This is a genomic window from Frankia sp. QA3, assembly GCF_000262465.1.
Lineage (GTDB): Bacteria > Actinomycetota > Actinomycetes > Frankiales > Frankiaceae > Frankia.
In genome coordinates this window covers 2,306,874-2,329,201 of sequence record NZ_CM001489.1, presented here as the reverse complement: position 1 = coordinate 2,329,201, position 22,328 = coordinate 2,306,874, and the positions used below count along the sequence as shown (strand labels likewise).

Here is a 22,328-nt window from a genome sequence, read left to right as displayed (position 1 = left end):
GCGGGTGCTTACTGAGGCTTGCTCCGGCCTGTCGGAGCTGCCCGGCATGATGTGGGTCATGACGGGAAGCTCCTGGGACGAGCATGGTGACCTCGCGATCGGTCCTCGCGGGACCATGGCCACGCGGCAGGGGCACCATCAGCCCGGGCCCGAGGAGACCGCGGCCGACCTCGCCGCGGCGGCCAGGGCTCTCCTCACCGCTTCGACGTCCGGGGCCGGGCCGGCGGCGACGCCGGTGACGATGTCGGCGCAGCGTGCCGCGGCGCGGCGCGCGCAGTTCCGGTCCCGGGCGAAGCTGCTAGCCGAAACCGCCAACCTGCCCACCGAGCCGTACACGTGTCCGGGTTTCCCCCTGTCATCGGCGCTGGTGTTCTTCGCTGATGCCACGACACTGGCTGTCCTCGTCGGAGGTGGCGAGGACGCCGCCACGGTGGACTCCGCGCTCGCCTACGGCATCGCTCACACGCCAGGCCGTGAGCTTGCCGTGGTGCTGCCCGCCGGCGCCGAAGCGGCCACTGCCTGCCGCATCGCCTACCTCGACCAACCCGTCACCGTCTGGACGCACGACGGCGCCACCGTGTCGCGGGTCCCCTCGGCCGACCGATCCGATGTTCTCACCCAGCTACGAGAGACCGCGCTGCGCGGGGGAAAACACGACCTCGGTGCCCGTGGCGCGTGGGTCGGGGATCTAATGTCCTGGGCCGACCAACATCCCGGCCTCGTCCCGGCGCATCGAGGCAGCTACCGTGCCTGGCACTGCGCCGGCCGCCAACTCCTCAGCATCAGGCGGTCCCGATCCGGCGTCGACCTCGTGGCCGGCGTCAACCGCACGAAGCCGAGACCCGAGGACACCCCCCCGCTCACCGTGTCCCTGAACGGCCCGTTGGACCGAGCCGCCGCGGCCCGGATCCGGGCGCTGGTCGAGACGGGTATCGCCGACCGGCTGGGAAACCGGGATTCCGGCCATGCCGAACATCGTCTCCAGGCATCCCTGTCCAACCACTGGGACACGATCGGTCGGGGGGCAGCCCGTCGGCTGGAACGGGAGATGCCGGCGCGCCGCCCCGGCGGACGAACCGGATACATCGACTTCGTCACCGTCGATGAGACGGACCGCCTGCACGTGATCGAGACCAAGATCGGCGACGACGAGTTCCTGGTCCTGCAGGGACTCGACTACTGGCTCTGGGCAACAGCGAACGCCGATCTACTCGCCGACCACTTCGGGCTGAAGACGCTGGCCGGCATCAGGATCGATCTGGTCGTCGGAGAGCCCGACGGCACCGCCCCGGACGCGACCGCCCCCGTGCTCAGCTCCTACGCCCCCGCGCAGCTCGAAGCCCTCGCCGGCGACATCCGCTGGGAGGTGCACCGCCTCGCCGGCTGGGACAGCACCGAACCGACCCTGTACTCCCTCGGCCCCGGCCGCATCCCCGGCCAGCCGCACATCCGTCGCCGCCCCGTACTCCCGGTACCAAGCCAGGGCCTTTCACGGCTCCAGGGGCTGTGAGTCAAGCGATTGGGCGGCGCAACGGGGATGCATCACGGCCGCATTTGGTAGCCGGCCGTGCGGCGAGCGGGCGCTAGCATCTCCTGACGATTCCGTCAGAAACGTCCCGGCACCGGAGGTCCATGCGATGACCGCACCGTCAGGCACCCACGAGCCCGCCCGCCGCTTCGACGGCCGCGTCGCCTTCATCACCGGCGGCGCGGCCGGCTTCGGCCTCGCGTTCGCCCGGGAGCTCGCCGAACGCGGGGCCTCGGTCGTGCTCGCCGACATCGACGCCGCGGCGGCCGAGCGTTCCGCCGCCGCCCTCGGCGAGGCCGGGCACACGGTGTTACCCGTGCGCTGCGACGTCGCCGCCGAGGACACGGTCGACGCGGCGGTGGCCCGGGCCGTCGAGCACTTCGGCGGGATCGACATTCTGATCAACAACGCGGGCCGGCACCTCACCCGGTACAACCTGCCGTTCCAGACGCTGGCCCGCGACGACGTGCGCGAGCTGTTCGACGTGAACGTCATGGGCGTCGTGAACTGCTCGCTCGCCGCCCGGCCGTCGATGGCGGCCAGGGGTGGCGGCTCTATCATCAACATCTCGTCGATGGCGTCGCACATCGGAACGTCGCCGTACGCCGTGTCGAAGCTGGCCGTCCGTGGCCTGACGGTCGCGTTCGCCACCGAGTTCGCGCCCGACAACATCCGGGTGAACGCGATCTCACCCGGGCTCATGGACACCGAGAGCGCGATGGCCGACCTGCCCGCGGAGCTCGTCCGGGACATCATCGACCAGCGCCAGCTCATCCATCGCCAGGGCCGCGTCGCCGACATCGTCGCGGCGTTGATCTACCTGTGCTCGGCCGAGGGCGGTTTCGTCACCGGCGAGACGCTCAAGGTCACCGGCGGCTTCCCGCTCTACTCCTGATTCCCGTCGCCCTACTCCTGATTCCCGCCGCAGCCCGGTCGGTTCGTGCCCCTGCTGTCTCCGTGACGTGAGGCCTGGTCGGCCTTCCCACCAGCGGGAATAGGGGCGCCAGGCGCCCAGTTCCAGCGCTGCGGCGGCGAGTGAAAAGGAGAACCGTGATGAAGGCGTGGCACTTCGTGGCGACGGGTGAGCCCCTGCGGCCGGTGGAGATTCCCGACCCCGTGGCGGGGCCCGGCCAGGTGGTCGTGGACATCCACGCGGCCGGGCTGTGCCACACGGACATCTCCTTCATCAACGGCGAGGTGCCGGGCATGCCGTCGCACGTCCCGATCGTGCTCGGCCACGAGATAGCGGGCGTGGTCGCCGAACTCGGCGCCGGCGTCACCGGCTTCGCGGTCGGCGACCGGGTCGGGATCGCCCCGGTCCTGCACGACGGACCCGGGGTGGGCCGCGACGGCGGCTACGCCGAGCGGGCGCTGGCGCAGGTCGACGAGCTCGTGCCGGTTCCCGCCGCCGTCGACTACGCGGCCGCGGCCGCGGCCACCGACGCCGGCACGACCGCCTACCACGCGGTGAGCGCGGTCGGCGAGGTCACCGCCGGCACGCGCGTCGGCGTGATCGGGCTCGGCGGGCTCGGCCAGATCGGTGCCCGGGTGGCCGTGCTGCTCGGCGGCGAGGTCCACGTCACCGACGTCCGGACCGATCTGGAGAAGACGGCGAACGAGCTGGGCGCCGCGTCGTTCACCACCGACGCGGGCCGGTTCGCCGGCCTCGGCCTCGACGTCGTGTTCGACTTCGCCGGCGTCGACACGACGCGACTCGCCCTGAGCGCGGCCCGCCCCGGCGGCCGGGTCGTGCAGGTCGGCGCGGGCCGGCCGGAGACGACCATCAGCATCGTCGACCTGGTGGTGCGCCGGCTGGAGCTGCGCGGCACCCTCGGCGCCACCAAGGAGGACCTGGTCGCGGTCTACGCCCTGCTGGCCTCGGGCGAGCTCGACCCGATCATCTCCACCATCGGCTTCGACGCCGTCCCCGACGGGCTCGAGCGCCTGCGCCGGGGCGAGGCCGAGGGGCGCACCGTGGCCGTCCGATGACAGTGCCGGCGGACGGTCGCCCGTCCGCCGGTTCCGGTCGGGGTCAGGCGGCGGACCGGTGGTGCGCCCAGGCCTGGTCGAGAGCCTGGGTGAACAGCTCGACGGGCTGCGCGCCGGAGACGCCGAAGGCGTCGTCGAGGACGAAGAACGGCACCCCGGTGATGCCGAGATCGCGGGCGGCGCGTTCGTCGGCGCGCACCGCGTCGGCGTAGTCGTCACCGGCCCATACCCGGGTGACCTCGGCGGCGTCGAGCCCGGCGGCGGTGAACACCTCGACGGCGGTCTCGGAGTCGAACACCGGCCGGCCCGCGCCGAAGTGCGCCGCGTTCAGGGCGCTGACCGCCTCGGCCTGCCGGCCGGCGTCGGTCGCCAGGTGCAGCAGCCGGTGCAGGTCGAAGGTGTTCCCGCTGCGCCGGTCCGCGGTGTACTCCAGCCCCTCTCCTCGGGCGGCGTCGGCGACGCGGTTCTCCATCGCCGTGATCTCCTCGACCGGGCGCCCGAACTTGCGGGCCAGTGCCTCGCGCAGGGGGCCGGACTCGCCGCGGGGCAGGGCCGGGTCCAGCTCGTAGGAGTGGAACACCACGCTCACCTCGTCGCGGTGCGCGAATCCGGCCAGCGCCCGCTCGAACCGCGCCTTGCCGATGTAGCACCAGGGGCAGACGACGTCACTCCAGATGTCCACGCGCATGCGTCCGACCGTCACCCTCCTCGTCACGGGCCTGTCTCGGGGCTGTCAGACCCCCGCGGCCGGCGGGCGCACCAAGCCCGGCCGGCAGCCCTGCCGTCCACCGTCGCCCGAAGTGAACAACACGTCCGACGAAGAGATTCCGTGCCGGACGTGGACGTGGGCGTGGGCGTGGGCGTGCGCGCGGGCGCCGGTGCCGGCGGTGCGCCGGCTGTACGGCTGTTCAGCTTCCTGATCGGCCGGTTGACTGTGCTGGCCGCCGCATGTGACCCTCGGCACGTCCAGTTGGACGCGCAGAGGTGAACGCGGAGGCGACGCATGGCGTTACGGGTGGTTGTCGGCTACACAGGCGGGGTCGGGAGCACGGTGGTGCGGCTCGTGCAGGGCAACCCGGCGTTCGAGCTCGTCGGGGTTCTCGTGCACAGCGAGGACAAGGATGGTAAGGACGCCGGCGACATCGTCGGGATTCCCCCCACGGGGGTCATCGCCACCCGCGACGTCGACGCGCTGATCGCGCTGAAGGCGGACGTCCTCGCGTGGCACGGCATCGACTGGCAGCCCGAACTGATCGCGAGGTTCCTGCGCGCGGGCACCAGCGTCTACTCCAGCCACGGCGGCTGGTTCCTGCCGAGTGAGCCGTCGTACGACCTGATTCAGGCCGCCGGCGAGGAGGGCGGTTCCGCCCTGATCGCCGGCGGCAACATCCCCGGCCTGATCAGCGACGTCCTGCCGCTGTTCGCCACCGGCTACAGCGCCGACGTGACGTTCGTGCGCGCCTGGCAGAAGGACCACGTCCCGAACTACCCGTCGGCCTACCAGCTCGGCGAGTTCCTCGGCTTCGGCCAGGAGATCCCCGACCACGTGGACCTCGACGGCGAGCTCTCCTTCGCGGACGCGTCCTGGCAGTGGTGCATCGGCCAGTCCGCGCAGATCGTCGCGCAGGCCCTCGGCATTCCGTATGACGGCACCAAGCTGACGAAGAAGGAGTTCGGGGCGGCGCCGGAGGACATCACGCTGCAGCCCAGCGGCCTGGTCATCCCGAAGGGACACGTCGCCGGGGCCCGATGGACGCTGACCGCCTACTCGAACGGCAAGCCGTTCTACGAACTCGTCAACGAGCAGAGCGCCGTGCTCGGCCTGGGCGACGACTGGCGCAGCGACATCAACGAGCCCAACTGGCGCGTCGTCGTCGACGGAAGCCCGTCGATCGAGCTGCAGTTCGGCCTGCCCGGCTCGCACGACGGTCCCGACCACGTCGCCGCCCTCAACGCCGCGCGCGCGGTCGCCTGCCTGCCCCGCGTCGCCGCCGCGCAGAAGACCGGCTGGGTCACGGTGCTCGATCTGCCCGCGCCGGTCGGCGTGGCGTCCGCGGCGCTGCAGGCGTGAGCGCGCAGCGGCTGTCCGGCAAGGTCGCCCTCATCACGGGCGGCACCCGAGGCATCGGCCGGGAGTTCGTCGAGCGGTTCGCCCGGGAGGGCGCGTCCGTGGTCTTCACCGGCCGATCGGTGGACGCCGGCAAGGAGATCGAACAGGAGGCGAAGGCCCGCGGGGAGAACGTCACGTTCGCGGCCGGCAGCGCGGCGTCGGAGGACGACGTCCGCGCGGCGGTCGACCTGGCGGTGTCCACCTACGGTTCGCTGACGACCGTCGTCAACAATGCGGCGGCGACGCACCTCACCGGGCCCGGAAGGCCCGACACCAAGGTCGCGGACGTCAGCACCGACGTCTTCGACGAGATCGTCCGCATCGGCCTGTACGGGACGTTCTGGGCGGCGAAGTACGCCATTCCGCACCTCATCGCGGCGGGCGGCGGCGCGATCATCAACATCTCCGCGGCCTCCAGCGTCCTGTCGATCACCGGACGCCCGAGTTACCAGGCCTCCAAGGGTGCGATCAACTCGCTCACCAGGCAGCTCGCAGTGGATTACGGCCAGTTCGGCATCCGCTCGAACGCCATCATCGTCGGCTTCACGAACACCGGCGGCGAAGAGATGACGAAGATGGTCGCGAACGAGAAGCTGATGGCGCCCGTCCGCAAGACGATCATGCTGCCCCGGCTCGGGCTTTCCAGCGACATCGCGAGCGGGGCGGTGTTCCTTGCCTCCGACGAGGGCTCGTTCATCACCGGCGTCCTGCTGCCGATCGACGGCGGACTCACCTGTCACCTGGAGATGCCCGACACGGCGAGCGCCGCCGCCCTCGGCGACTGACCTGCGCCGCCTCGCTCCCGGCCGGGGGCGGAGCGAGGCGGCGACACCGGTGGTGCCGGCCGAGCGTGCGGTGCAGCCGCGGCCGCACGCTCGTGCCGGCGGGTGGGGCGGTGGAACGGGTCAGGCGCTGCCGGTGGGAGCGAGCGCGACGACCGGGATGACCCGGGTCGTGGCCGACTGGAACTCCAGGAGGACCGGGTAGGTCTCGGCGTGGCGCGCGTAGATGGCGTCGCGCTCCGCGCCGTGAATCTCGGTGGCCGTCAGCCGAACGGTGTCGCTGCCGATCTCGGCGGTGACCTCCGGATTCGCGCGCAGGTGCCGCAGCCACCGCGGATCGGTGTCGAGGCCGTCATTGATGGCCAGCACCACGCAACGGTCCTGGTCGGGGAAGTAGCTCAGTGGCACGATGTGCGGCTTGCCGTCGGCATCGTGGCCGCTGTGCAACAGCAGCCGGGTGGGCCCCTCGAACCTGCCGGTCGGCTTGCCGCCGGTGGCCCGGTACTCGGTGATGTAGTCCTCGATGTCCTGGGCGGTGAAGGTCTTCTTGCTCATCGTTTCCGCTTTCTTTTCCCGGCTGGTACCCGAAGATCGGGTCGGTTCATCGCCCAAGCGGGCGTTTTCGCCACCCGACCGGGCATTCTGAATACGGGACGAGCCAGGTCCGACTCCGCGGGACCTTCTTCCTGCCGGCCCACGCACCATGGCCCACGCACCATGGCCCGAGGTCCGCCGCATCCGGCCGGTACCGGTGCGGGCTCCAACCATGCCGGGACCGGCGGGAGGCCGCCGCCGACGGCCCGTCGGGGGCACACGTGGCCGCCGGGGGAATGCGGCCGGGCGGCGGGGGATTGAGCTGGAGGTGAGTGTTGCTGACGACGTCCTTCCGCTGGCGGTTCTCGACTTCGTCGGGATCGAGCACGGCGAGAGTCCGAGCGCCGCGATCGCCGGTGCGGTGAGCATCGCCCAGGCCGTCGAGGCGGCCGGGTACCGGCGGTACTGGGTCTCCGAGCACCACAACATGACCAGCCTGGCGTGCAGCGCCCCGGAGCTGCTGACCGCCCACGTCGGCGCGCACACGTCGCGGATCCGGGTCGGTGCGGCCGGGATCATGCTGCCCAACCATGCGCCGTTCAAGGTCGCCGAGACGTTCCGGACGCTGCTGGCGATGTATCCCGGGCGGATCGACCTCGCGCTCGGTCGGGCGCCGGGGACCGACCCGCTGACGGCCCACGTGCTGCGCCGGGGGGTGGCCAACGACCCGAGCGCGGAGTTCCCCGGGCAGGTCGGCGAGCTGCTGGCGTTCCTCGGCGACGGCTTCCCCGGCGGTCATCCCTACGCGCAGCTCGTGGCCGCGCCGCTGGTCGAGGAGCGGCCCGAGCTGTTCGTGCTGGGCTCGAGCCCCTACGGCCCGCGGTTCGCCGCCGTCAACGGCCTGAGCGCCGTGTTCGCCCACCACATGAGCCCGGACCTCGCGGTCGAGGCGCTACGGGCCTACCGGCGTGAGTTCACTCCGCGCACCGAGGGCGCGACGCCGTACTCGGCGATGTCCGTGCTGGCCTTCGCCAGCGACGACTCCGAGGCGATCGGAGAGTTCGAGGCGGCCTGGACCCTGACGATCCAGAACATCACCCGGGGGATCCGCGAGCCGCTGCGGCCGGAGGACGTGCGTGCGTTCGCCCGGTCCCCGCAGTTCCGTGCAGCCCGCGGCGACGACGGCCGGATGGTGACCGGCGAGCCGAAGGCCGTCGCCGGGCGGCTGCTGGAGCTCAAGCAGGAAGCCCAGGTCGACGAGATCGTCATCGTCACCCCGAGCCTGGACCGCGAGCGCCGCCGGGACAGCTTCACCGCACTCGCCGACGCCTGGCGCCAGGTGGCCTGAGCCGGCGCGGACTACGGCGCGCCGGCGGGATCTGGCTCAATGGCCGCAGCCGGGGCGCCGTCGGGCCACAGCGGGCCGGTGCCGTGGAACCCACTCGGCGCGAGCCAACGGTTGCGATACGTCACTGATTGCGGGGGTTCTCGACGCGCGACCGCCCAGCGCCCGGTCGGGTAACCGAAGGAGACGCAACACGCGTTGATCCAGTTCTCCTCGAAGGGCACCCCCAGCGCGGCAAGCGTCTCCAGGCCGTGGCCGACACCGAGCATCGTGGTCAGCGACGCGCCGACGCCCTCGGCGCGAGCGGCCAGCATCGCGCTCCAGACAGCCGGAAACACCGAACCCACGGACTTGGTCGCTGGAATGAGCGCGAACAGGAACAGCGGCACCTGTTCGAAATTGTCCGCCAGCCAGTTCGCCGAGCGCACCATCCGCCTGGCGAGTACGCCCTCCTCCGAGTCGGGAGTGCTGGTGGCGATTGCCGCCGCGTCGCCGTAGTAGCCCTGCAGGCCACGCGCCACCGCGTCGCGGTAGAGAGGGCCGAGGACGGCCTTGACCTCGGGGGAATCGACGAGAATGAAGCGCCACTTCTGCAGGTTCCCGCCGTTGGGCGCCCGAACGGCGGCGTCCATGATGCGTTCCTGGACCGACAGGGGTATGGGATCGGGCTTCACTCGCCGCATTGTGCGGGTCGTGTACAGCGCTTCGCGCACATCCATGATCGTCTCCTCCGCAGGTCTGTGGACGGGCCCCGAGGCGCCGGACCTCGGTTCCGTGCCGATCGGGTGTCACGATACGGAATGATCTTCCGTTTTACAATGGCATGGTCTGTGCCGGCATGTCCTCGAGCGCGCGGTCAGTCGCCCCGGATCAACCGTGACGCTGCCGGGCCAGCTCGCCGGCCAGCTGCCAGGTGCGGTGCACGTCCTCCGCCGAGCGCAGCTCGGATCGGGTCAGCACCACATCGGTGGCACCGGCGTCGAAATAACGCTGCACACCCTCGGCCACCTCGTCCTCGTCCCCGATCAGAGCCACATCGGCCGGATGCGCCGCTCCCTCCCGGTCGAGCACGGCCCGGTAGGAGGGGACGTTGCCGAACAGCGCCAGCGTCTGCCGGGCGGCCTCCCGGGCCGCGGCCGGATGCGCGGTGACGACGGTCGGCACCTCGGCCACAATCCGCGGTTGCGGCCGGCCGGCGGAACGGGCAGCCTCCCTGATCGTGGGCACCAGATAGTTCGCCAACGTCTTGGGACCGGCGAACAGGGGGACGGTGCCGTCAGCCAGCTCCCCGGCGACCCGCAGCGCCTGGGGACCCATCGCGGCGACCAGGATCGGCACCGCGGGTCGCGCGCCGGGCAGGTGCGCGCTGACCGGGGTCCCGGTGAAGTCGGCGGTCAGTGTCGGGCCGTGCACGTTCACCGTTCCGGTGTCGAAGACCGACCGGAGGACGCCGATGTAGTCCCTCAGATGGCGCAGGGGACGCTCGTAGCGGATGTCGAACATCCGCTCGACCATGGGGCCGGCGGCCAGCCCGATGCCGAGGGTGAACCTTCCTCTGCTGGCAGCCTGTGCCGTCTGGGCCTGGATGGCGACGGCGAGGGGGTGACGTGGATACATGGGGACGACGGCGGTGCCGACCTCGATGCCCGGCACCTCCCTCCCGACGAGGGTGGCGACCGTGATCGCGTCGAAGTCGAACCGCTGGGGGAACCAGACGCTGTCGATTCCGGCCGCCGCTGCCTGGTGCGCCCGCTCCAGCAGCAGATCTATGCCGTTGTGCGCCTCGGCAAACGCGGCCGGTGACCCAGGCAGTGCTACTCCGATGCCCATCTGCCACTCCTCTGTCGTCGTGATGCTGCAGTTCGTGATGCTGCAGTTCGTGATGCTGCGGTTCGTGATGCTGCGGTTGTCGTCGTGATCCCGCGGAGCTGCCCGCCGGTCCGGCGCGGCAGTGCGGGGTGCCGGACCGAGGCGGGGTCCAGGCGGTGGTGGTCGGAGGCCGGCCGCCGTGGACGGCGGTACACCCGCGGATTTCATCAGGCGTGATGACGGAAGCGAGTGGGGCGCCCCGCCGGCCCGGTGGAGGTCGTGACTACGGAGGACCCTCGATTCCTGTGGTACTATACGGAAGATCTTTCCGTTTGGCGGCGACTGGGGAGGCAGCCATGATGGCTCGGCCGCTGGCTGCGTCAGCCGACCGACCTGTCCGGACGGATGTGCTCCGCAATCGTGAGCGTCTGCTCACCGCGGCGCGCGCGGTCTTCGCTGACGTGGGAGCCGATGCCTCGCTGTATGAGGTGGCCAAGCGCGCCGGGCTGGGTACCGGAACGGTCTACCGGCACTTCCCGACCCGCGAGGCGCTCCTCGAGGCCGTCCTGCTGGATCATTTTGAGGCGCTGCGGGTCTCCGCGGTGAACCTGGTCGAGGTCGGGTCGCCCGACGATGCGCTTGCCGACTGGTTGCAGCAGTTCATCTCTCACCTCGCCGAATATCGCGGATTGGCGAGGGAAGTCATGTCGGTTCTGCATGACGGCGTCTCACCGCTTTCTGTGTCCTGTCAGGACATGCGGGCCGCCGGCGCCGTCCTGCTTTCCCGGGCGCAGCGCGACGGCACGATGCGGGCAGATCTTGACATGTCCACCCTTCTGAAGCTGATCAATGCGATCGCGCTGACCGTGGAGGAGACGGAATCGGGTCAGGGGGTCGATTTGCTCGGCTATCTGTTGGAAGGCCTGCGCCGCCGATAGGCGGTGGCCGGCTGGTCACGAGCCTCTCCAGTATCCCGGCCCGCGGCTGAGGCCTTGGGCGCGCATCGGATGGCCGCACCGGTTCACATTCCCGGATAAAGACAGGGTGGTTACAGATGAGTGGTCTGAGGGAATACCTCGCGGTCAAGCGGGAGGCCCTCCACGCACATCGGCAAAAAGTTGTCGCCGACGAGGTCAAGCTATTCCCGGTCGCCGCGACGGTACGCGCGGAGGGGAGGACAGGGGTCCGGCGCATCAGGATCGGAGATTTCCAGATCATCAGCGACAGTGTGCCGGAGCTTGCGGGGCACAGCCTCGGGCCGTCGTCGCCACAGATTCAGCTCGGTGTGCTGGGTAGCTGCCTCACCCACACGTTCCTCATTCAGGCGGCGTTGCGCGAGGTTCCGCTGGACTCCATCGACATTGACGTCTCGGCGACCTTTGACTCCCGTGGCGGCCAACCTGACCATCCGGATGTCCCGGTGTACCCACAGAACCTCGAATATACGGTCCGGCTGTCCTCCCCGGCAACGGATGAACAGATCGCCGATCTGTATCGGGAAGTGGAACGGACCTGCCCGATCCTGAACCTGCTGATCCAGCCGCAGACGATTAAGGGAAGGTTGGAGCGGGTGCTGGCCGCCTGACGGTCAAATCGGCCGGCGCGGTCCGGCCCGTTGTTTCCGTGCGCCACTGCGGGCCGCTCCACGGCACGACGGTCCCGGTCCGTGCCATCGCCGGAATGGTGCCCCTACGGGCTTCGTCAAGGAGCGATGCCGGCTGGGGCGAGTTGGTGGTGGGCGCGGGAGTCGGGCTGGGACAGGCTTGGCAAGACCTGGCAGCCACGGGCCCGGGGTCCAGGCAGACATGAAGTGGCGGGGTGCCTCCCCTGCGAAACGCCTTAGCAGGTCACCGGCAGTGAGACCAGCGCACTGAATCTTCTGGCCACCGGTGAAGCGGGCTCATCCGGGGCGATCGCCAGTCGTAGACCACGCAACCGTTCCAGCAGGAGCCGCAGCCCGATCTGGAGCTCGGCCCGGGCCAGGTGCGCGCCCAGGCAGACCGGTGCCTCCGCGCACCCCGCACGGCCTACCCACACCGGCCGGAAACGGGGGAGGGCCGTTGCCTTACCTGGGACGTGTTCACCAAATGCGTCGCGGGACAGCGGCCCAGGGCCGGGAGCACAGTTCTGACATCTCCCGGCGGCCCTTCGGAGCTGAAGAAAAAGATTGCGAACCCTCTTTACCTAGTAGTACTGTGAAGAAACACCACTATCAAACGATGCGGCTGGCCCGCGGCGCCGAGGGCTCTTTCCGCGGTGTGTGCATCGACGATCAGGGAAGGGACGCAGGGTGCGGACGCGAACTTGTCTCAACAGCAATCCGCAAGGCGTCCGCGCAGTCCACCGATGTCAGTACGCCCGTTGACCTCGGCGAGCGCCGGCCGGGGTACGACCCGATCTTCTTTTCTTTCACGTCAACGGGCCGCCAGATTCTAGCTGGCGGGCCTTGGCCGCGTCTAAAGTGGCGCTGACATCACGGGCCAGGGCCAATCCGGTCGCCCGGACGTGATTTTTTCGGCTGCAGCCGAACCATGGTGCGATAGGCCGTCAGGCATGCGCCGATCTTCTTCCCGGTACCCCGGATACCTCGGTACCCCGGATACCTCGGATACCCTGTCACAGCGATAGAAAGGTCACTGGTGCCCCAGTATCCCCGTATACGGCGCAGGCGACGGTCGCCGCTATGGATCGCGCTGCCTCTGGCGTTCAGCCTGGCGCTCGCGGCCTGCTCGAGCGGAGGCAGCGGCGGCACCGCGAACGACTCCGCCAAGCCCCGGCCCGGCGGCACCCTGAGATTCGCCGTGTCAATCGATCCGAACTGCCTCGACCCGCAGCAGGCCGGCCTGAGCGCCAGCCTGAACATCGGACGCCAGCTGGTGGACTCGCTGACCGATCAGGATGCCAGAACCGGCGCTATCAGGCCCTGGCTGGCCGAATCGTGGACCGTCAGTCCCGACGCCACCAGCTTCACCTTCCGGCTCCGCCGGAACGCCACGTTCAGCGACGGCACCCCGGTGGACGCGGCAGCGGTGAAAACCAACTTCGACGCCATCGTCAAGCTGGGTCTCAAGGCCCAGCTGGCCAGCGCATACCTTACTGGCTACCGCGACACCACGGTCGTTGACCCGTACACCGTGAAAATCGACTTCAACACTCCCAGCGCGCAGTTCCTCCAGGCGTCGTCGACCGTCTCCCTCGGTCTGCTCGCCCCGGCCAGCGTGGCCAAACCCGCAGATCAACGTTGCCTCGGCTCGTTGATCGGCTCCGGGCCCTTCGTGCTGGACAGCTACCGCCCACGCCAGGAAGCCATCGTCAGCAAGCGGACGGGCTACGCCTGGGGCTCCTCGCTCTGGGCCCAGCCCGGCGAGGCATACCTCGACAAGATAGAATACAGAATAATCCCCGACCCGGAGGTCCGCGCCGGGAGCCTCGCCTCGGGCCAGCTCGACGCGACCAGCGACGTGCAGCCCCAGGATGAAGGGCGATTCTCCGGCAACGACTTCGGCCTCTTCGTCCGTGGCAACGCGGGCGTCACGTTCAACCTCTCCGCGAACGTCACCCGCCCCCTCGTCGGCGAGGAGCCGGTGCGTCAGGCGGTACTGAAGGGGATCGACCGCGCCGAGATCGTGCAGACGGTGCTGAGTCCCAACTACAAGGTCGCGACCAGCATCCTGGCCGCGTCCACCCCCGACTACAAGAACCTCGGCTCCGAGCTGGCCTACGACCCCGAGGGGGCCAAGTCCCTCCTGGCCGCGGCCGGGTGGGTCCCGGGTAGTGACGGAATCCGGACGAAGAACGGCCAGCGGCTTTCGATCGACGTCGTCTTCGGTCGGTCCTTCGGCCCGGGCAAGGATGTTCTTCAGCTGGTGCAGCAGCAGCTGAAGAAAATCGGCATCGATCTGCGGCTACGTCTTCTCGGCAGCAGCGAGCTGATCAAGCTACAGAAGACCGGCGATTTCGACCTGTTCTTCTACAACATCACCAGAGCCGACCCCGACGTGCTCCGTGTCATGTACTCCACCAAGCAGACGAACCGGAGCTTCCTGCGGCCCGGACCGCTGGAGGCAGCCCTGGACAAGGAAGCCTCGACCATTGATCCCACCCAGCGCAAGGCGGCTGTGGCCGAATCCCAGCAGCTGATCGTGGAGCATGCCTACGCCATCCCCCTGTTCGAGCTGGCTCAGGTACACGGGGCGACCAAGAAGGTACGCGGGCTGACATTCGACCCGTCGTCCCGGCTGATCTTCCACGACACCTGGCTGGCCGCCTGATTCCAGGACCGACGCCACGTCGGTCGCCTGGACTGTTTCCGGCCCGGAGCCGCCCCGCCGTCGTCCCGGCGGGGCGGCTCCGGCCGACACCTAACCGACTCCCGGCCCCGTTCCTCCGACCGGGCTCCTCCGACCGGATTCCTCCGACAGGGTGATGATTTCGTGGACCTTCAGCCCGGCACCGCCGACACAACGATCGGCGACGGCACCGTAATCCGGCCGCGGGGCGTCCGGTGAGGCGGTACCTGGCGCGGCGGGTGGGCCAGGGAATCTTTGTCATCTGGGCGGCCTTCACCGCGGCTTTCATCATCCTCTATCTCCTGCCGGGCGACCCGGTCGAGATGACCCTCGAGGCGAACGGCAGCCATATGGACGCCGACCCTGCCGCCGTCGCCGCGTTACGCGCCGAGTACGGTTTCGACCGCTCGGTTCCGGCGCAATACGGTCATGCGCTGTGGCGGGCGCTGCACGGCGACTTCGGCCGGTCGGTACCGACCGGCTCGCCGGTCACCCACCTGATCGCCGACGCGCTGCCCCAGACCCTGGCCCTCACCGTCGTCGCGTTCACCGCCGCGCTGGTGTTCGGCGGTGCCCTTGCCGTCGCGGCGACCTATGTACAGCGGCCGGCCTGGCGGCAGATGCTGCTTTCCCTGCCCCCGCTCGGCGTCTCCATTCCGGGTTTCTGGCTCGGGTTGCTGTTGTTGCAGCTCCTGTCGTTTCGCCTGGGCTGGCTGCCCGCCACCGGAAACGAGGGGGTCCGGTCGCTCATCCTGCCGGCCGTCACTCTGGCCGTTCCGACCGGGGCGAAGATCGCCCAGATCCTCGCCAAGAGCCTGCAGGCGACCTGGCAGCAGCCTTTCATCGACGTCGCGCGGGCCAAGGGCATGTCCCGGCGGCACATCCAGTTCCGCCACGCGCTGCGGCACGCGTCGCTGCCGGCGTTGACGCTGACCGGTGTCACCGTCGGCGAGATGCTGGCCGGCGCCGTGATCGTGGAGACCATCTTCTCCCGGACAGGTATCGGCCGGCTGGCCCAGGAGGCGGTCCTGGCCAAGGACATACCGCTACTGGAAGGGCTCGTGGTGCTCTCGGCGGTCACCTTCGTCCTGGTCAATCTCGCGGTCGACGTCATCTATCCCCTGGTGGACCCGAGGATCACGCGGATATCGGCCGGCGCCGGCGGGGTGCCACCGGACCTGCCGGTGTTCTCCCAGGGCTCGGCCGAGCCGGCGGTGCTGGAGGGGAGCAGGGAATGACGGAGCTGGTGAGCGGGCGGCCGGAGCAGCAGGACGCGCCCGCCGGCGATGACCCGCCCGCGACCACCCCACCCGCCGCCCATGGCCGCGGCGCGCGTCGGCGACAGCGGGTGATGTTCTTCGTCCGGCGGCCGGGCCTGGCGCTGTCGATCCTCGTCGTCGCCGTGGTGCTGGGTTGGGCGCTGTTCCCGGATGCCTTCACCAGCCACGACCCGCTGGCCGGAGTTCCCCGGGACAAGCTGCACCCGCCGGGCCGGCAGTACTGGTTCGGCACCGACAACCTCGGGCGTGATGTCTACAGCAGGGTCGTCCACGGTTCGGCGCTGTCGCTGAAGGCGACCGCCATCGCCGTGACGATCGCGTTCTTTCTCGGTTCGGCCATCGGGCTCGTGTCCGGGTTCGTCGGCGGTCGTACCGACGACCTGCTGATGCGGCTGGTCGATGTGCTGATGTCGATACCGGGCCTGCTGCTGTCCCTGGCCGTGGTCACCGCGCTCGGGTTCGGCACGGTCAACGTCGCCATCGCGGTCGGGATCGCCTCGCTCGCCAACTTCGCCCGGGTGATGCGGTCGGACGTCTTCCGGGCGGGAACCGAGACCTTCGTCGAGGCCGCCGTCGCCGCCGGCGTCCGCCGACCGTCGATCCTGCGGCAGCATGTCCTGCCGCACGCGATCGGATCGGTCATCGTGCTTGCCGCGTTGGAGTTCGGGACGGCCATTCTCGCGGTGTCGTCGCTGAGCTTCCTCGGCTACGGGGCTTCCCCCCCGCAACCGGAATGGGGCTCGCTGGTCTCCGACGGAAGTCGTTTCCTGGACTCCGCCTGGTGGCTGACGACCCTGCCCGGCCTGGTCGTCATCGCCACCGTGTTGGCCGCCAACCGGATCAGCCGGGCTCTCGGCGATGAAAGGAGCCGGTAGCGGTGGGTGTTCCAGAACGGGCGACACCGTCCCGGTCCGCGGCCGCCGGAACCGCGGAGTCGAGCCCGGTTCTCGCGGTCCAGGACCTGCACGTCTCCTACCGCTCCTCGGAGGTGGTGGACGCGGTCCGCGGGGTCAGCTTCGACGTCGGCCCGGGGGAGGTCGTCGCGCTGGTCGGCGAGTCCGGTTCCGGTAAGTCCACCATCGCTCACACGGTGATCGGCCTGCTCCCGCCGGGCGGTTCCGTCCGGCGGGGCCGGGTGCTGTTCGCGGGTCAGGACCTCGTCGGGCTGTCGGACCGGAAGCTGCTCGCTGTACGGGGGGTGGGAATCGGGTTCGTTCCGCAGGACCCGGGCGTCTCCCTGAATCCGGTGAAGCGGGTCGGCCGCCAGATCTCCGAGGTTCTCGTGGGGCACGGCCTCGCCGACCGGCGGTCCGCCCCCGCCCTGGCGGTCGACATCCTTGCCCGCGCCGGTCTCAGCGACCCACGGCTGCGGGCCCGGCAGTATCCCCACCAGCTTTCCGGCGGGATGCGGCAGCGGGTGTTGATCGGGATGGCGCTCGCCTGCCGGCCACGGCTGGTCATCGCCGACGAACCCACCAGCGCGCTTGACGTGACGGTTCAGCGGCGGGTCCTGGACCATTTTCAGGAACTGACGCACCAGGACCGGACGTCGGTCCTGTTCATCACCCATGACCTCGCGATCGCGTCCGACCGGGCCGACCGGGTCATCGTCCTGCGCCACGGGCGGGTGGTCGAGGCCGGCGCGGTCGGTACGGTCTTCGACCGTCCGCAGAGCCCGTACACCCGGTCGTTGCTGGCGTTGGCGCCCAGCCTCACCAGCGAACGGCTGGTCCCGACCCGGTCGGGCGCCCGCGTCCCGGGCCCGCCGGGGGATGCGGCGCAGGCCGCGAGGACGCAGCCGAACACGCCACCGCCCGTGCCACCGCCGGGCACTGCGCCACTCGTGGAAGCCCACGACCTGGTGAAGAACTTCGACCAGCCGGCGAGGTCCCGGGGCACCAACCGGATCACGGCGGTCGACGGCGTCTCCTTCGCAGTGCCACGCGGACAGACCTACAGTTTCGTCGGCGAGTCCGGGTCCGGAAAGTCCACCACCGCGCGGCTGGTACTCAGGCTGGAGACACCCACCAGCGGCCGGATCGTCTTCGACGGCAAGGACATCACGGACTGGAAGGGCGACCAGCTACGCCGGCTACGGCGCCGCGTCCAAGTCGTGTACCAGAACCCGTACTCCTCGCTCGACCCCAGGTTCAGCGTCGAACGGATCATCGCCCAGCCGCTGCGCGCGTTCAAGGCGGGTGACCAGGCGGGGCAGCGCGCGCGAGTGGCCGAGCTACTCGACCAGGTCGCTCTCCCGGCGGGGACGATTCACCGCAAGGCCGCGGAGCTCTCCGGCGGCCAGCGACAACGGGTGGCGATCGCCCGAGCACTCGCACTCAAGCCTGATCTGATCATCCTCGACGAACCGGTCTCCGCGCTCGACGTGTCGGTCCAGGCCCAGATCCTGCAGCTGCTGGTTGATCTCCAGGATGAGCTCACCCTGAGCTACCTGTTCATCTCCCATGACTTCGCGGTCGTCAGACAGATCTCGGACCTCGTCGGTGTCATGCGGTCCGGCCGTCTCGTCGAGCAGGGGCCCACGGACGATATCTTCCGAAACCCGCGGGACGCGTATACCAAGGAACTACTGGCTGCTATTCCAGGTGGGGCGCGCCGGTCCGGCGCGGGTTCACCCGGATAGATCCAAGGATCCGCCGACGTGCCGGTGACCGGGCGGCTCGTCCCCGGGCACCCGGTCCGCGTCCGCACGGCGGCCCGGTGCACCGCGGCGCAGGCACACGGTGGTTCGAGGGGTGCCGGGGAACGGCAGGAATCAGCGGTGCGCTGAGGTGTCCCGGTCGGCCGCGTGGCCAGATCGGGACACCTCAGCGCTGCTGCTACTGGTGGCCCATGTGTTGCTCGCCGCTGGGCCGGGGCGACGGCCCGGCGGTGGTGCCGGCCGTGGCTCAGGTGCCGGCAGCCGCGGGCTTACGGTTCTTGAAGACGAAGACGGCGACCACGAACGCGACCGCGATGAAGGCGACCAGCACGAAGAAGGAGGTCGCGATCCCGTGGGCCAGATCATGGTGGACCTGGGCCTGTGGATTGAGGCCGGCGTCTGGATGATCGGCGGAATTGCGCAGCGATGTGCCGTACACCGTGGTGAGAACGGCGATCCCCACGGCGAGCCCGATCTGTTGCAGGCACTGCAGCAGCCCGGAGGCGGACCCGGTGTCCCGCAGCGGCAACCCGGCGAGGATGACCATGTTCAGGGGCATGAAAGCCAGCCCGATCCCGAGGCCGAGCAGGATCAGCGGTCCGACCACGCCGCCCGGGTAGCTGCTTGCGCCGTCCAGCTGGGTCAGCCAGACAGCGGACACCAACGCGGACGCGGTGCCGACCGCGGTGATGGTCTTCGGGCCGAATCGCGCGACCAGTTTCGGCGCCGTGCGCGCGCCGCCGAACTGGACCAGGGCCATGGGCAGGAACGCCAGGCCGGCGCGCAGCGGGCTGAGGTCGAGCACCTTCTGCAGGAAGATCGACAAGAAGAAGAAGAAACTTCCCATCGCCGCCGACATGAGCAGCATGTTGGTGTAGGCCCCTGCCCGCAGCCGTTCCGCGAACAACCGCAGCGGCATAATCGGCTGCTCGGCCTTGGCCTCGATGAGCAGGAACCCCAGAAGGAGCACGACGCCGACGGCGAGGGTGACGACGGTCAGGCTGTCCGACCAACCGTCCGAGGCGGCCCGGATGAACCCGTACACCAGCGACGTCATCCCCGCCGTTGACACGATCGCGCCGGCCACGTCGAACCGGGCCGGATGCCGCGGGGTCTCGTTCAGGAATGGCCGGGCCAGCGCGATGACCGCGATGCCGACCGGAACGTTGATGACGAACACCCACCGCCAGGAGGCCGTCGTCAGCAGCCCGCCGAGGATGAGCCCGAGCGTCAGCCCGAGGCCGGCGATCATGGAGAAGACACCCAGGGCGCGTTGCCGCTCGGGGCCTTCGGTGAAGTTGGTGGCGAGCAGGGCGAGCGACGCCGGTGCAGCGAACGCGGCCCCTACTCCCTGCGCGGCACGGGCGGCGACCAGCGCGCCCGCAGTGGGCGCGAGACCGGCGGCCAGCGAGGCAAGGGTGAACAGTGCCAACCCGCCGATGAACAGCCGCAGCCGGCCGAAGACGTCGCCCGCTCGTCCGCCCAACAGGAGCAGCCCACCGAAGGCCAGCGAGTAGGCACTCTGCACCCAGGCCAGGCTCGAGGCGGAGAAGTGCAGGCTGGACTGGATCCTCGCCAACGCGATGTTCACGATCGTCGCGTCGATGATCACCATCATCTGGCAGGTAACGATGACACCAAGTGCGATCTTCAGGCGGCGCTTGCGGTGCTCCTCCGACGGAGCCTCGGCGACACGGGCCGCGACCCGTGTCGTGGTTGCGTTCAGTTCCTGAGCACTCATCCTCATCCTTCGAGCAGGACGCGCCCCGGCGGGGAGGACCCGGCGGGCCATCTCGAGATCCAGCCGCCCGGCACGACCGCCAGGCCCATGGAATGGGAATCCGTTTCCGTTTCGGACTGCTCCACGATACGGAAGATCTTTCCGCTTGGCAAGCGTTCGGTTGCTCACAGAGTGGAAACCCTGCTAGGCCGTCCGTGAACGGCCGGGCCCAGCATCCGCCGGAACAGTGACTTGCCGGGGCAGGCAGCCTGCCGGACCGGTCGCCGCCAGGCCCGCCGCGGGACCGGAAAGGACGGGTCTTCACCTCGTTCCTGACCGCGATCGGCGAGCAGGCCCTGACCGTGCTCGGTAGGAAGTCGCGTCACCGGCGCCCGCATCGCCGGGTCGCCGACGGACATCGTCGACTCGTTCTGCTGCCAGCTACCGGTGCGGGTGATCTGCAAACTGCCCGGTGTGCCGGAGGAGGACGCCGATCGGTTCCGTGGTTGGTCGAACGCCTTCGCCCTCGCGATACCGACGACCCCGCAGGAAATCGAAGATCCGGTAAACATTCGGCGAATACCTGACGATCGGGCCGGGAAGGAGCCCCTGCTTCCGCTGTCGCCCCTTATGGTGACTGAACTGTCACGCCGGTTCGGCCGCATATGCGGGGGCTTGAGGTGAAGCGTGGACTGGTTGAATGCCGGGAACGTCATTGCCGTACTTACCGCGCTGCTCGGCTTGGTGGCGTCCTTCGCCGCGGTCTGGTATGAGCGCCGGGTACCACGCCGTAGACGCATCGGCTACCGGGTGCAGATGGACATCCCCATCGGCAATGACAACCGAGGGGGACCGGGTCAGGAGAACATCCGGTCTGGTCTTTTCAACGACCTCCCCGATATGGCCGACGCCACCCTCGCCCTCCTCCGCATCGAGAACTACGGCGCGGAGAGCATCGCCGAATCCGATTACACCGGCCGCAACGTCCACGGCCTCACCGCCGTCTTCACGGACCGGACCGTCAGGGGGATGGCCGTCACGACCTCGCACGATGACGAGCACCTGATGGACCACTTCACTCCCGCCGGGGGGATGCGGCACGAGGACAACACGATCTATCTCCCCCGCGTCCCGCTGAACCACGGCCAGCACTACAAGCTGCTCGTGCTGCTCACCGGCGGCCGCGTCGGGCGCGATATTCGGGTCGTCGGCGGAATCCGGGAAGGCATAGTGCGGCCCAACCGGGGCATTCCGGTCGACGACAAGCCGCCCCTGTTCAGCAGGCCCGCCCGCTGGATCACCATCCTGCTCACCCTCTGCGTCATCGGGTTGGCAGGCATCATCCTCATTTCCGAGGACGCACCGCCGCCCATCGGATGCGCCACGGGAAAGCTAACGGTCAATGGCTCCACGGGCTTCTCCGAGGTCATGAAGGCGGTCGCCAAAAGGTACCAGTCGGACTGCCCGAATTCAACGATTACAGTGGACGCGCAGGGTAGTAATGAGGGCTTTCAGCAGTTGAAGGACGCCGGCGGCAACAGTGCCTTGATCACCATTGTTGATGGTTCCAGGACGGAGAACCTCGCGCAAGAAATGAGGGAAGAACGTGTCGCGGTCTCCGCTTTCGCGCTGGTGGTGAACGACGATGTGCCGGTCAGGAGCCTTACAGTAGATCAGATACGGAAGATCTTCCGGGGTGACATCCTCAACTGGAACCAGGTCGGCGGTCTCGTCGACCGCCCTATCCTGGTCGTGAGTCGGTTCGACTCGTCCGGTACCCGTCGCCTGTTTGACCAGCGTGTCCTTGGCGTCAAGAATGAAAGGGAAGTCACCGTCGCGGGCTGCGAGCCAGACGTCGCTCAGGCCGGTCTCCGACGCTGTGAACGCCGCGACACAAAGCAGGTGCTGAGCACCGTGGCCAAGCAGCCAGGGGCCATCGGCTACAGCGAGTTGCAGACCGCCACCGCCGTCCAGGGTCTGCACATCCTGGAGATCGATGGCCGGGCGCCGTCGCTCGAGGCCCACGGCAGCAACGCCTACCCCTTCACGGGGATCGAGTACGCCTATACCTACGGCAAGCCGTCGTCCGACTCCCTCACCTCCAGCTTCCTGTACTACCTGACACGAGGACGTGGTCAGGACGTGATGGAGGACTCGGGGCACCCGCCGTGCTACAAACCGGAGAACCTCGAACGCTGCCAGCAGTAACCGACCACCGCCGACGAGGTCGAGCGGGTGATCGGTCGACAACCCGGCCACGACAAGCTGCGCCTCTTCCCCGCC

18 protein-coding genes are annotated in these 22,328 nt (G+C 69.3%); 13 read left to right on the top strand and 5 right to left on the bottom strand.

Annotated features, from left to right (window positions below; translation table 11 throughout):
- The first annotated feature begins 58 nt into the window (after positions 1-58).
- The 3 genes from FRAQA3DRAFT_RS09560 (at position 59) to FRAQA3DRAFT_RS09550 (ending at position 3,517) form a co-directional block, all read left to right on the top strand.
- Positions 59-1,510, top strand: coding sequence for a hypothetical protein (locus tag FRAQA3DRAFT_RS09560; protein WP_035920756.1), 1,452 nt, complete (start codon positions 59-61; stop codon positions 1,508-1,510).
- 127 nt (positions 1,511-1,637) lie between these two features.
- Positions 1,638-2,423, top strand: coding sequence for an SDR family NAD(P)-dependent oxidoreductase (locus FRAQA3DRAFT_RS09555; RefSeq protein WP_009738851.1), 786 nt, complete (start codon positions 1,638-1,640; stop codon positions 2,421-2,423).
- Between the two features lie 158 nt (positions 2,424-2,581).
- On the top strand, positions 2,582-3,517 hold the full coding sequence (locus tag FRAQA3DRAFT_RS09550) for an alcohol dehydrogenase catalytic domain-containing protein (protein ID WP_009738850.1): 936 nt from the start codon (positions 2,582-2,584) through the stop codon (positions 3,515-3,517).
- 43 nt (positions 3,518-3,560) lie between these two features.
- Here the strand turns inward: FRAQA3DRAFT_RS09550 and FRAQA3DRAFT_RS09545 are convergent, their stop codons facing one another.
- The gene (locus FRAQA3DRAFT_RS09545; protein WP_035920753.1) at positions 3,561-4,205 is read right to left on the bottom strand and encodes a DsbA family oxidoreductase; all 645 of its coding nucleotides are present in this window, start codon (positions 4,203-4,205) and stop codon (positions 3,561-3,563) included.
- Positions 4,206-4,520: 315 nt separating this feature from the next.
- Here FRAQA3DRAFT_RS09545 and FRAQA3DRAFT_RS09540 point away from each other — a divergent pair, with 315 nt between their 5' ends.
- Complete coding sequence (locus tag FRAQA3DRAFT_RS09540) at positions 4,521-5,588, top strand: dihydrodipicolinate reductase (protein WP_009738847.1); 1,068 nt, start codon at positions 4,521-4,523, stop codon at positions 5,586-5,588.
- The gene (locus FRAQA3DRAFT_RS09535; protein ID WP_009738846.1) at positions 5,585-6,412 is read left to right on the top strand and encodes an SDR family NAD(P)-dependent oxidoreductase; all 828 of its coding nucleotides are present in this window, start codon (positions 5,585-5,587) and stop codon (positions 6,410-6,412) included. Before FRAQA3DRAFT_RS09540 ends, FRAQA3DRAFT_RS09535 begins: the two co-directional genes overlap by 4 nt.
- Before the next feature lie 120 nt (positions 6,413-6,532).
- Here FRAQA3DRAFT_RS09535 and FRAQA3DRAFT_RS09530 read toward each other — a convergent pair whose 3' ends face one another.
- Positions 6,533-6,964: a nitroreductase/quinone reductase family protein gene (locus FRAQA3DRAFT_RS09530; protein ID WP_009738845.1), complete on the bottom strand. Its 432-nt coding sequence runs from the start codon at positions 6,962-6,964 to the stop codon at positions 6,533-6,535.
- 307 nt (positions 6,965-7,271) lie between these two features.
- Between FRAQA3DRAFT_RS09530 and FRAQA3DRAFT_RS09525 the strand changes: the two genes are divergently transcribed.
- Positions 7,272-8,291: an LLM class flavin-dependent oxidoreductase gene (locus FRAQA3DRAFT_RS09525; protein WP_009738844.1), complete on the top strand. Its 1,020-nt coding sequence runs from the start codon at positions 7,272-7,274 to the stop codon at positions 8,289-8,291.
- Positions 8,292-8,302: 11 nt separating this feature from the next.
- Here the strand turns inward: FRAQA3DRAFT_RS09525 and FRAQA3DRAFT_RS09520 are convergent, their stop codons facing one another.
- Together FRAQA3DRAFT_RS09520 and FRAQA3DRAFT_RS09515 are read right to left on the bottom strand one after the other, a co-directional pair.
- A complete protein-coding gene (locus tag FRAQA3DRAFT_RS09520) occupies positions 8,303-9,007 on the bottom strand; it encodes a nitroreductase family protein (protein ID WP_009738843.1) in 705 nt (234 codons plus the stop codon).
- 151 nt (positions 9,008-9,158) lie between these two features.
- Positions 9,159-10,118 (bottom strand): TIGR03564 family F420-dependent LLM class oxidoreductase, encoded by a 960-nt coding sequence (locus tag FRAQA3DRAFT_RS09515; protein ID WP_009738842.1) that lies wholly within the window; start codon positions 10,116-10,118, stop codon positions 9,159-9,161.
- A 335-nt stretch (positions 10,119-10,453) separates the two neighbouring features.
- Between FRAQA3DRAFT_RS09515 and FRAQA3DRAFT_RS09510 the strand changes: the two genes are divergently transcribed.
- The 6 genes from FRAQA3DRAFT_RS09510 (at position 10,454) to FRAQA3DRAFT_RS09485 (ending at position 18,307) form a co-directional block, all read left to right on the top strand.
- Entirely contained in the window at positions 10,454-11,035 is a 582-nt protein-coding gene (locus tag FRAQA3DRAFT_RS09510; protein WP_009738841.1) for a TetR/AcrR family transcriptional regulator, read from the top strand.
- Positions 11,036-11,151: 116 nt separating this feature from the next.
- The gene (locus tag FRAQA3DRAFT_RS09505) at positions 11,152-11,682 is read left to right on the top strand and encodes an OsmC family protein (protein ID WP_009738840.1); all 531 of its coding nucleotides are present in this window, start codon (positions 11,152-11,154) and stop codon (positions 11,680-11,682) included.
- Between the two features lie 1,054 nt (positions 11,683-12,736).
- On the top strand, positions 12,737-14,368 hold the full coding sequence (locus tag FRAQA3DRAFT_RS09500; protein ID WP_009738839.1) for an ABC transporter substrate-binding protein: 1,632 nt from the start codon (positions 12,737-12,739) through the stop codon (positions 14,366-14,368).
- A 233-nt stretch (positions 14,369-14,601) separates the two neighbouring features.
- Positions 14,602-15,624 (top strand): ABC transporter permease, encoded by a 1,023-nt coding sequence (locus tag FRAQA3DRAFT_RS09495; protein ID WP_009738838.1) that lies wholly within the window; start codon positions 14,602-14,604, stop codon positions 15,622-15,624.
- The gene (locus FRAQA3DRAFT_RS09490; RefSeq protein WP_009738837.1) at positions 15,621-16,541 is read left to right on the top strand and encodes an ABC transporter permease; all 921 of its coding nucleotides are present in this window, start codon (positions 15,621-15,623) and stop codon (positions 16,539-16,541) included. Before FRAQA3DRAFT_RS09495 ends, FRAQA3DRAFT_RS09490 begins: the two co-directional genes overlap by 4 nt.
- Before the next feature lie 2 nt (positions 16,542-16,543).
- Complete coding sequence (locus FRAQA3DRAFT_RS09485) at positions 16,544-18,307, top strand: ABC transporter ATP-binding protein (RefSeq protein WP_009738836.1); 1,764 nt, start codon at positions 16,544-16,546, stop codon at positions 18,305-18,307.
- Positions 18,308-18,572: 265 nt separating this feature from the next.
- Here FRAQA3DRAFT_RS09485 and FRAQA3DRAFT_RS09480 read toward each other — a convergent pair whose 3' ends face one another.
- A complete protein-coding gene (locus tag FRAQA3DRAFT_RS09480; protein WP_009738835.1) occupies positions 18,573-20,066 on the bottom strand; it encodes an MFS transporter in 1,494 nt (497 codons plus the stop codon).
- 666 nt (positions 20,067-20,732) lie between these two features.
- Here FRAQA3DRAFT_RS09480 and FRAQA3DRAFT_RS09475 point away from each other — a divergent pair.
- Positions 20,733-22,253: a PstS family phosphate ABC transporter substrate-binding protein gene (locus tag FRAQA3DRAFT_RS09475; protein ID WP_009738834.1), complete on the top strand. Its 1,521-nt coding sequence runs from the start codon at positions 20,733-20,735 to the stop codon at positions 22,251-22,253.
- Positions 22,254-22,328: the final 75 nt, after the last annotated feature.

Coding starts and splice junctions, on each gene's coding strand:
- FRAQA3DRAFT_RS09560 (WP_035920756.1), top strand. CDS start 59: ATGACGGGAAGCTCCTGGGACGAGCATGGTGACCTCGCGATCGGTCCT.
- FRAQA3DRAFT_RS09555 (WP_009738851.1), top strand. CDS start 1,638: ATGACCGCACCGTCAGGCACCCACGAGCCCGCCCGCCGCTTCGACGGC.
- FRAQA3DRAFT_RS09550 (WP_009738850.1), top strand. CDS start 2,582: ATGAAGGCGTGGCACTTCGTGGCGACGGGTGAGCCCCTGCGGCCGGTG.
- FRAQA3DRAFT_RS09545 (WP_035920753.1), bottom strand. CDS start 4,205: ATGCGCGTGGACATCTGGAGTGACGTCGTCTGCCCCTGGTGCTACATC.
- FRAQA3DRAFT_RS09540 (WP_009738847.1), top strand. CDS start 4,521: ATGGCGTTACGGGTGGTTGTCGGCTACACAGGCGGGGTCGGGAGCACG.
- FRAQA3DRAFT_RS09530 (WP_009738845.1), bottom strand. CDS start 6,964: ATGAGCAAGAAGACCTTCACCGCCCAGGACATCGAGGACTACATCACC.
- FRAQA3DRAFT_RS09520 (WP_009738843.1), bottom strand. CDS start 9,007: ATGGATGTGCGCGAAGCGCTGTACACGACCCGCACAATGCGGCGAGTG.
- FRAQA3DRAFT_RS09515 (WP_009738842.1), bottom strand. CDS start 10,118: ATGGGCATCGGAGTAGCACTGCCTGGGTCACCGGCCGCGTTTGCCGAG.
- FRAQA3DRAFT_RS09510 (WP_009738841.1), top strand. CDS start 10,454: ATGATGGCTCGGCCGCTGGCTGCGTCAGCCGACCGACCTGTCCGGACG.
- FRAQA3DRAFT_RS09505 (WP_009738840.1), top strand. CDS start 11,152: ATGAGTGGTCTGAGGGAATACCTCGCGGTCAAGCGGGAGGCCCTCCAC.
- FRAQA3DRAFT_RS09490 (WP_009738837.1), top strand. CDS start 15,621: ATGACGGAGCTGGTGAGCGGGCGGCCGGAGCAGCAGGACGCGCCCGCC.
- FRAQA3DRAFT_RS09480 (WP_009738835.1), bottom strand. CDS start 20,066: ATGAGTGCTCAGGAACTGAACGCAACCACGACACGGGTCGCGGCCCGT.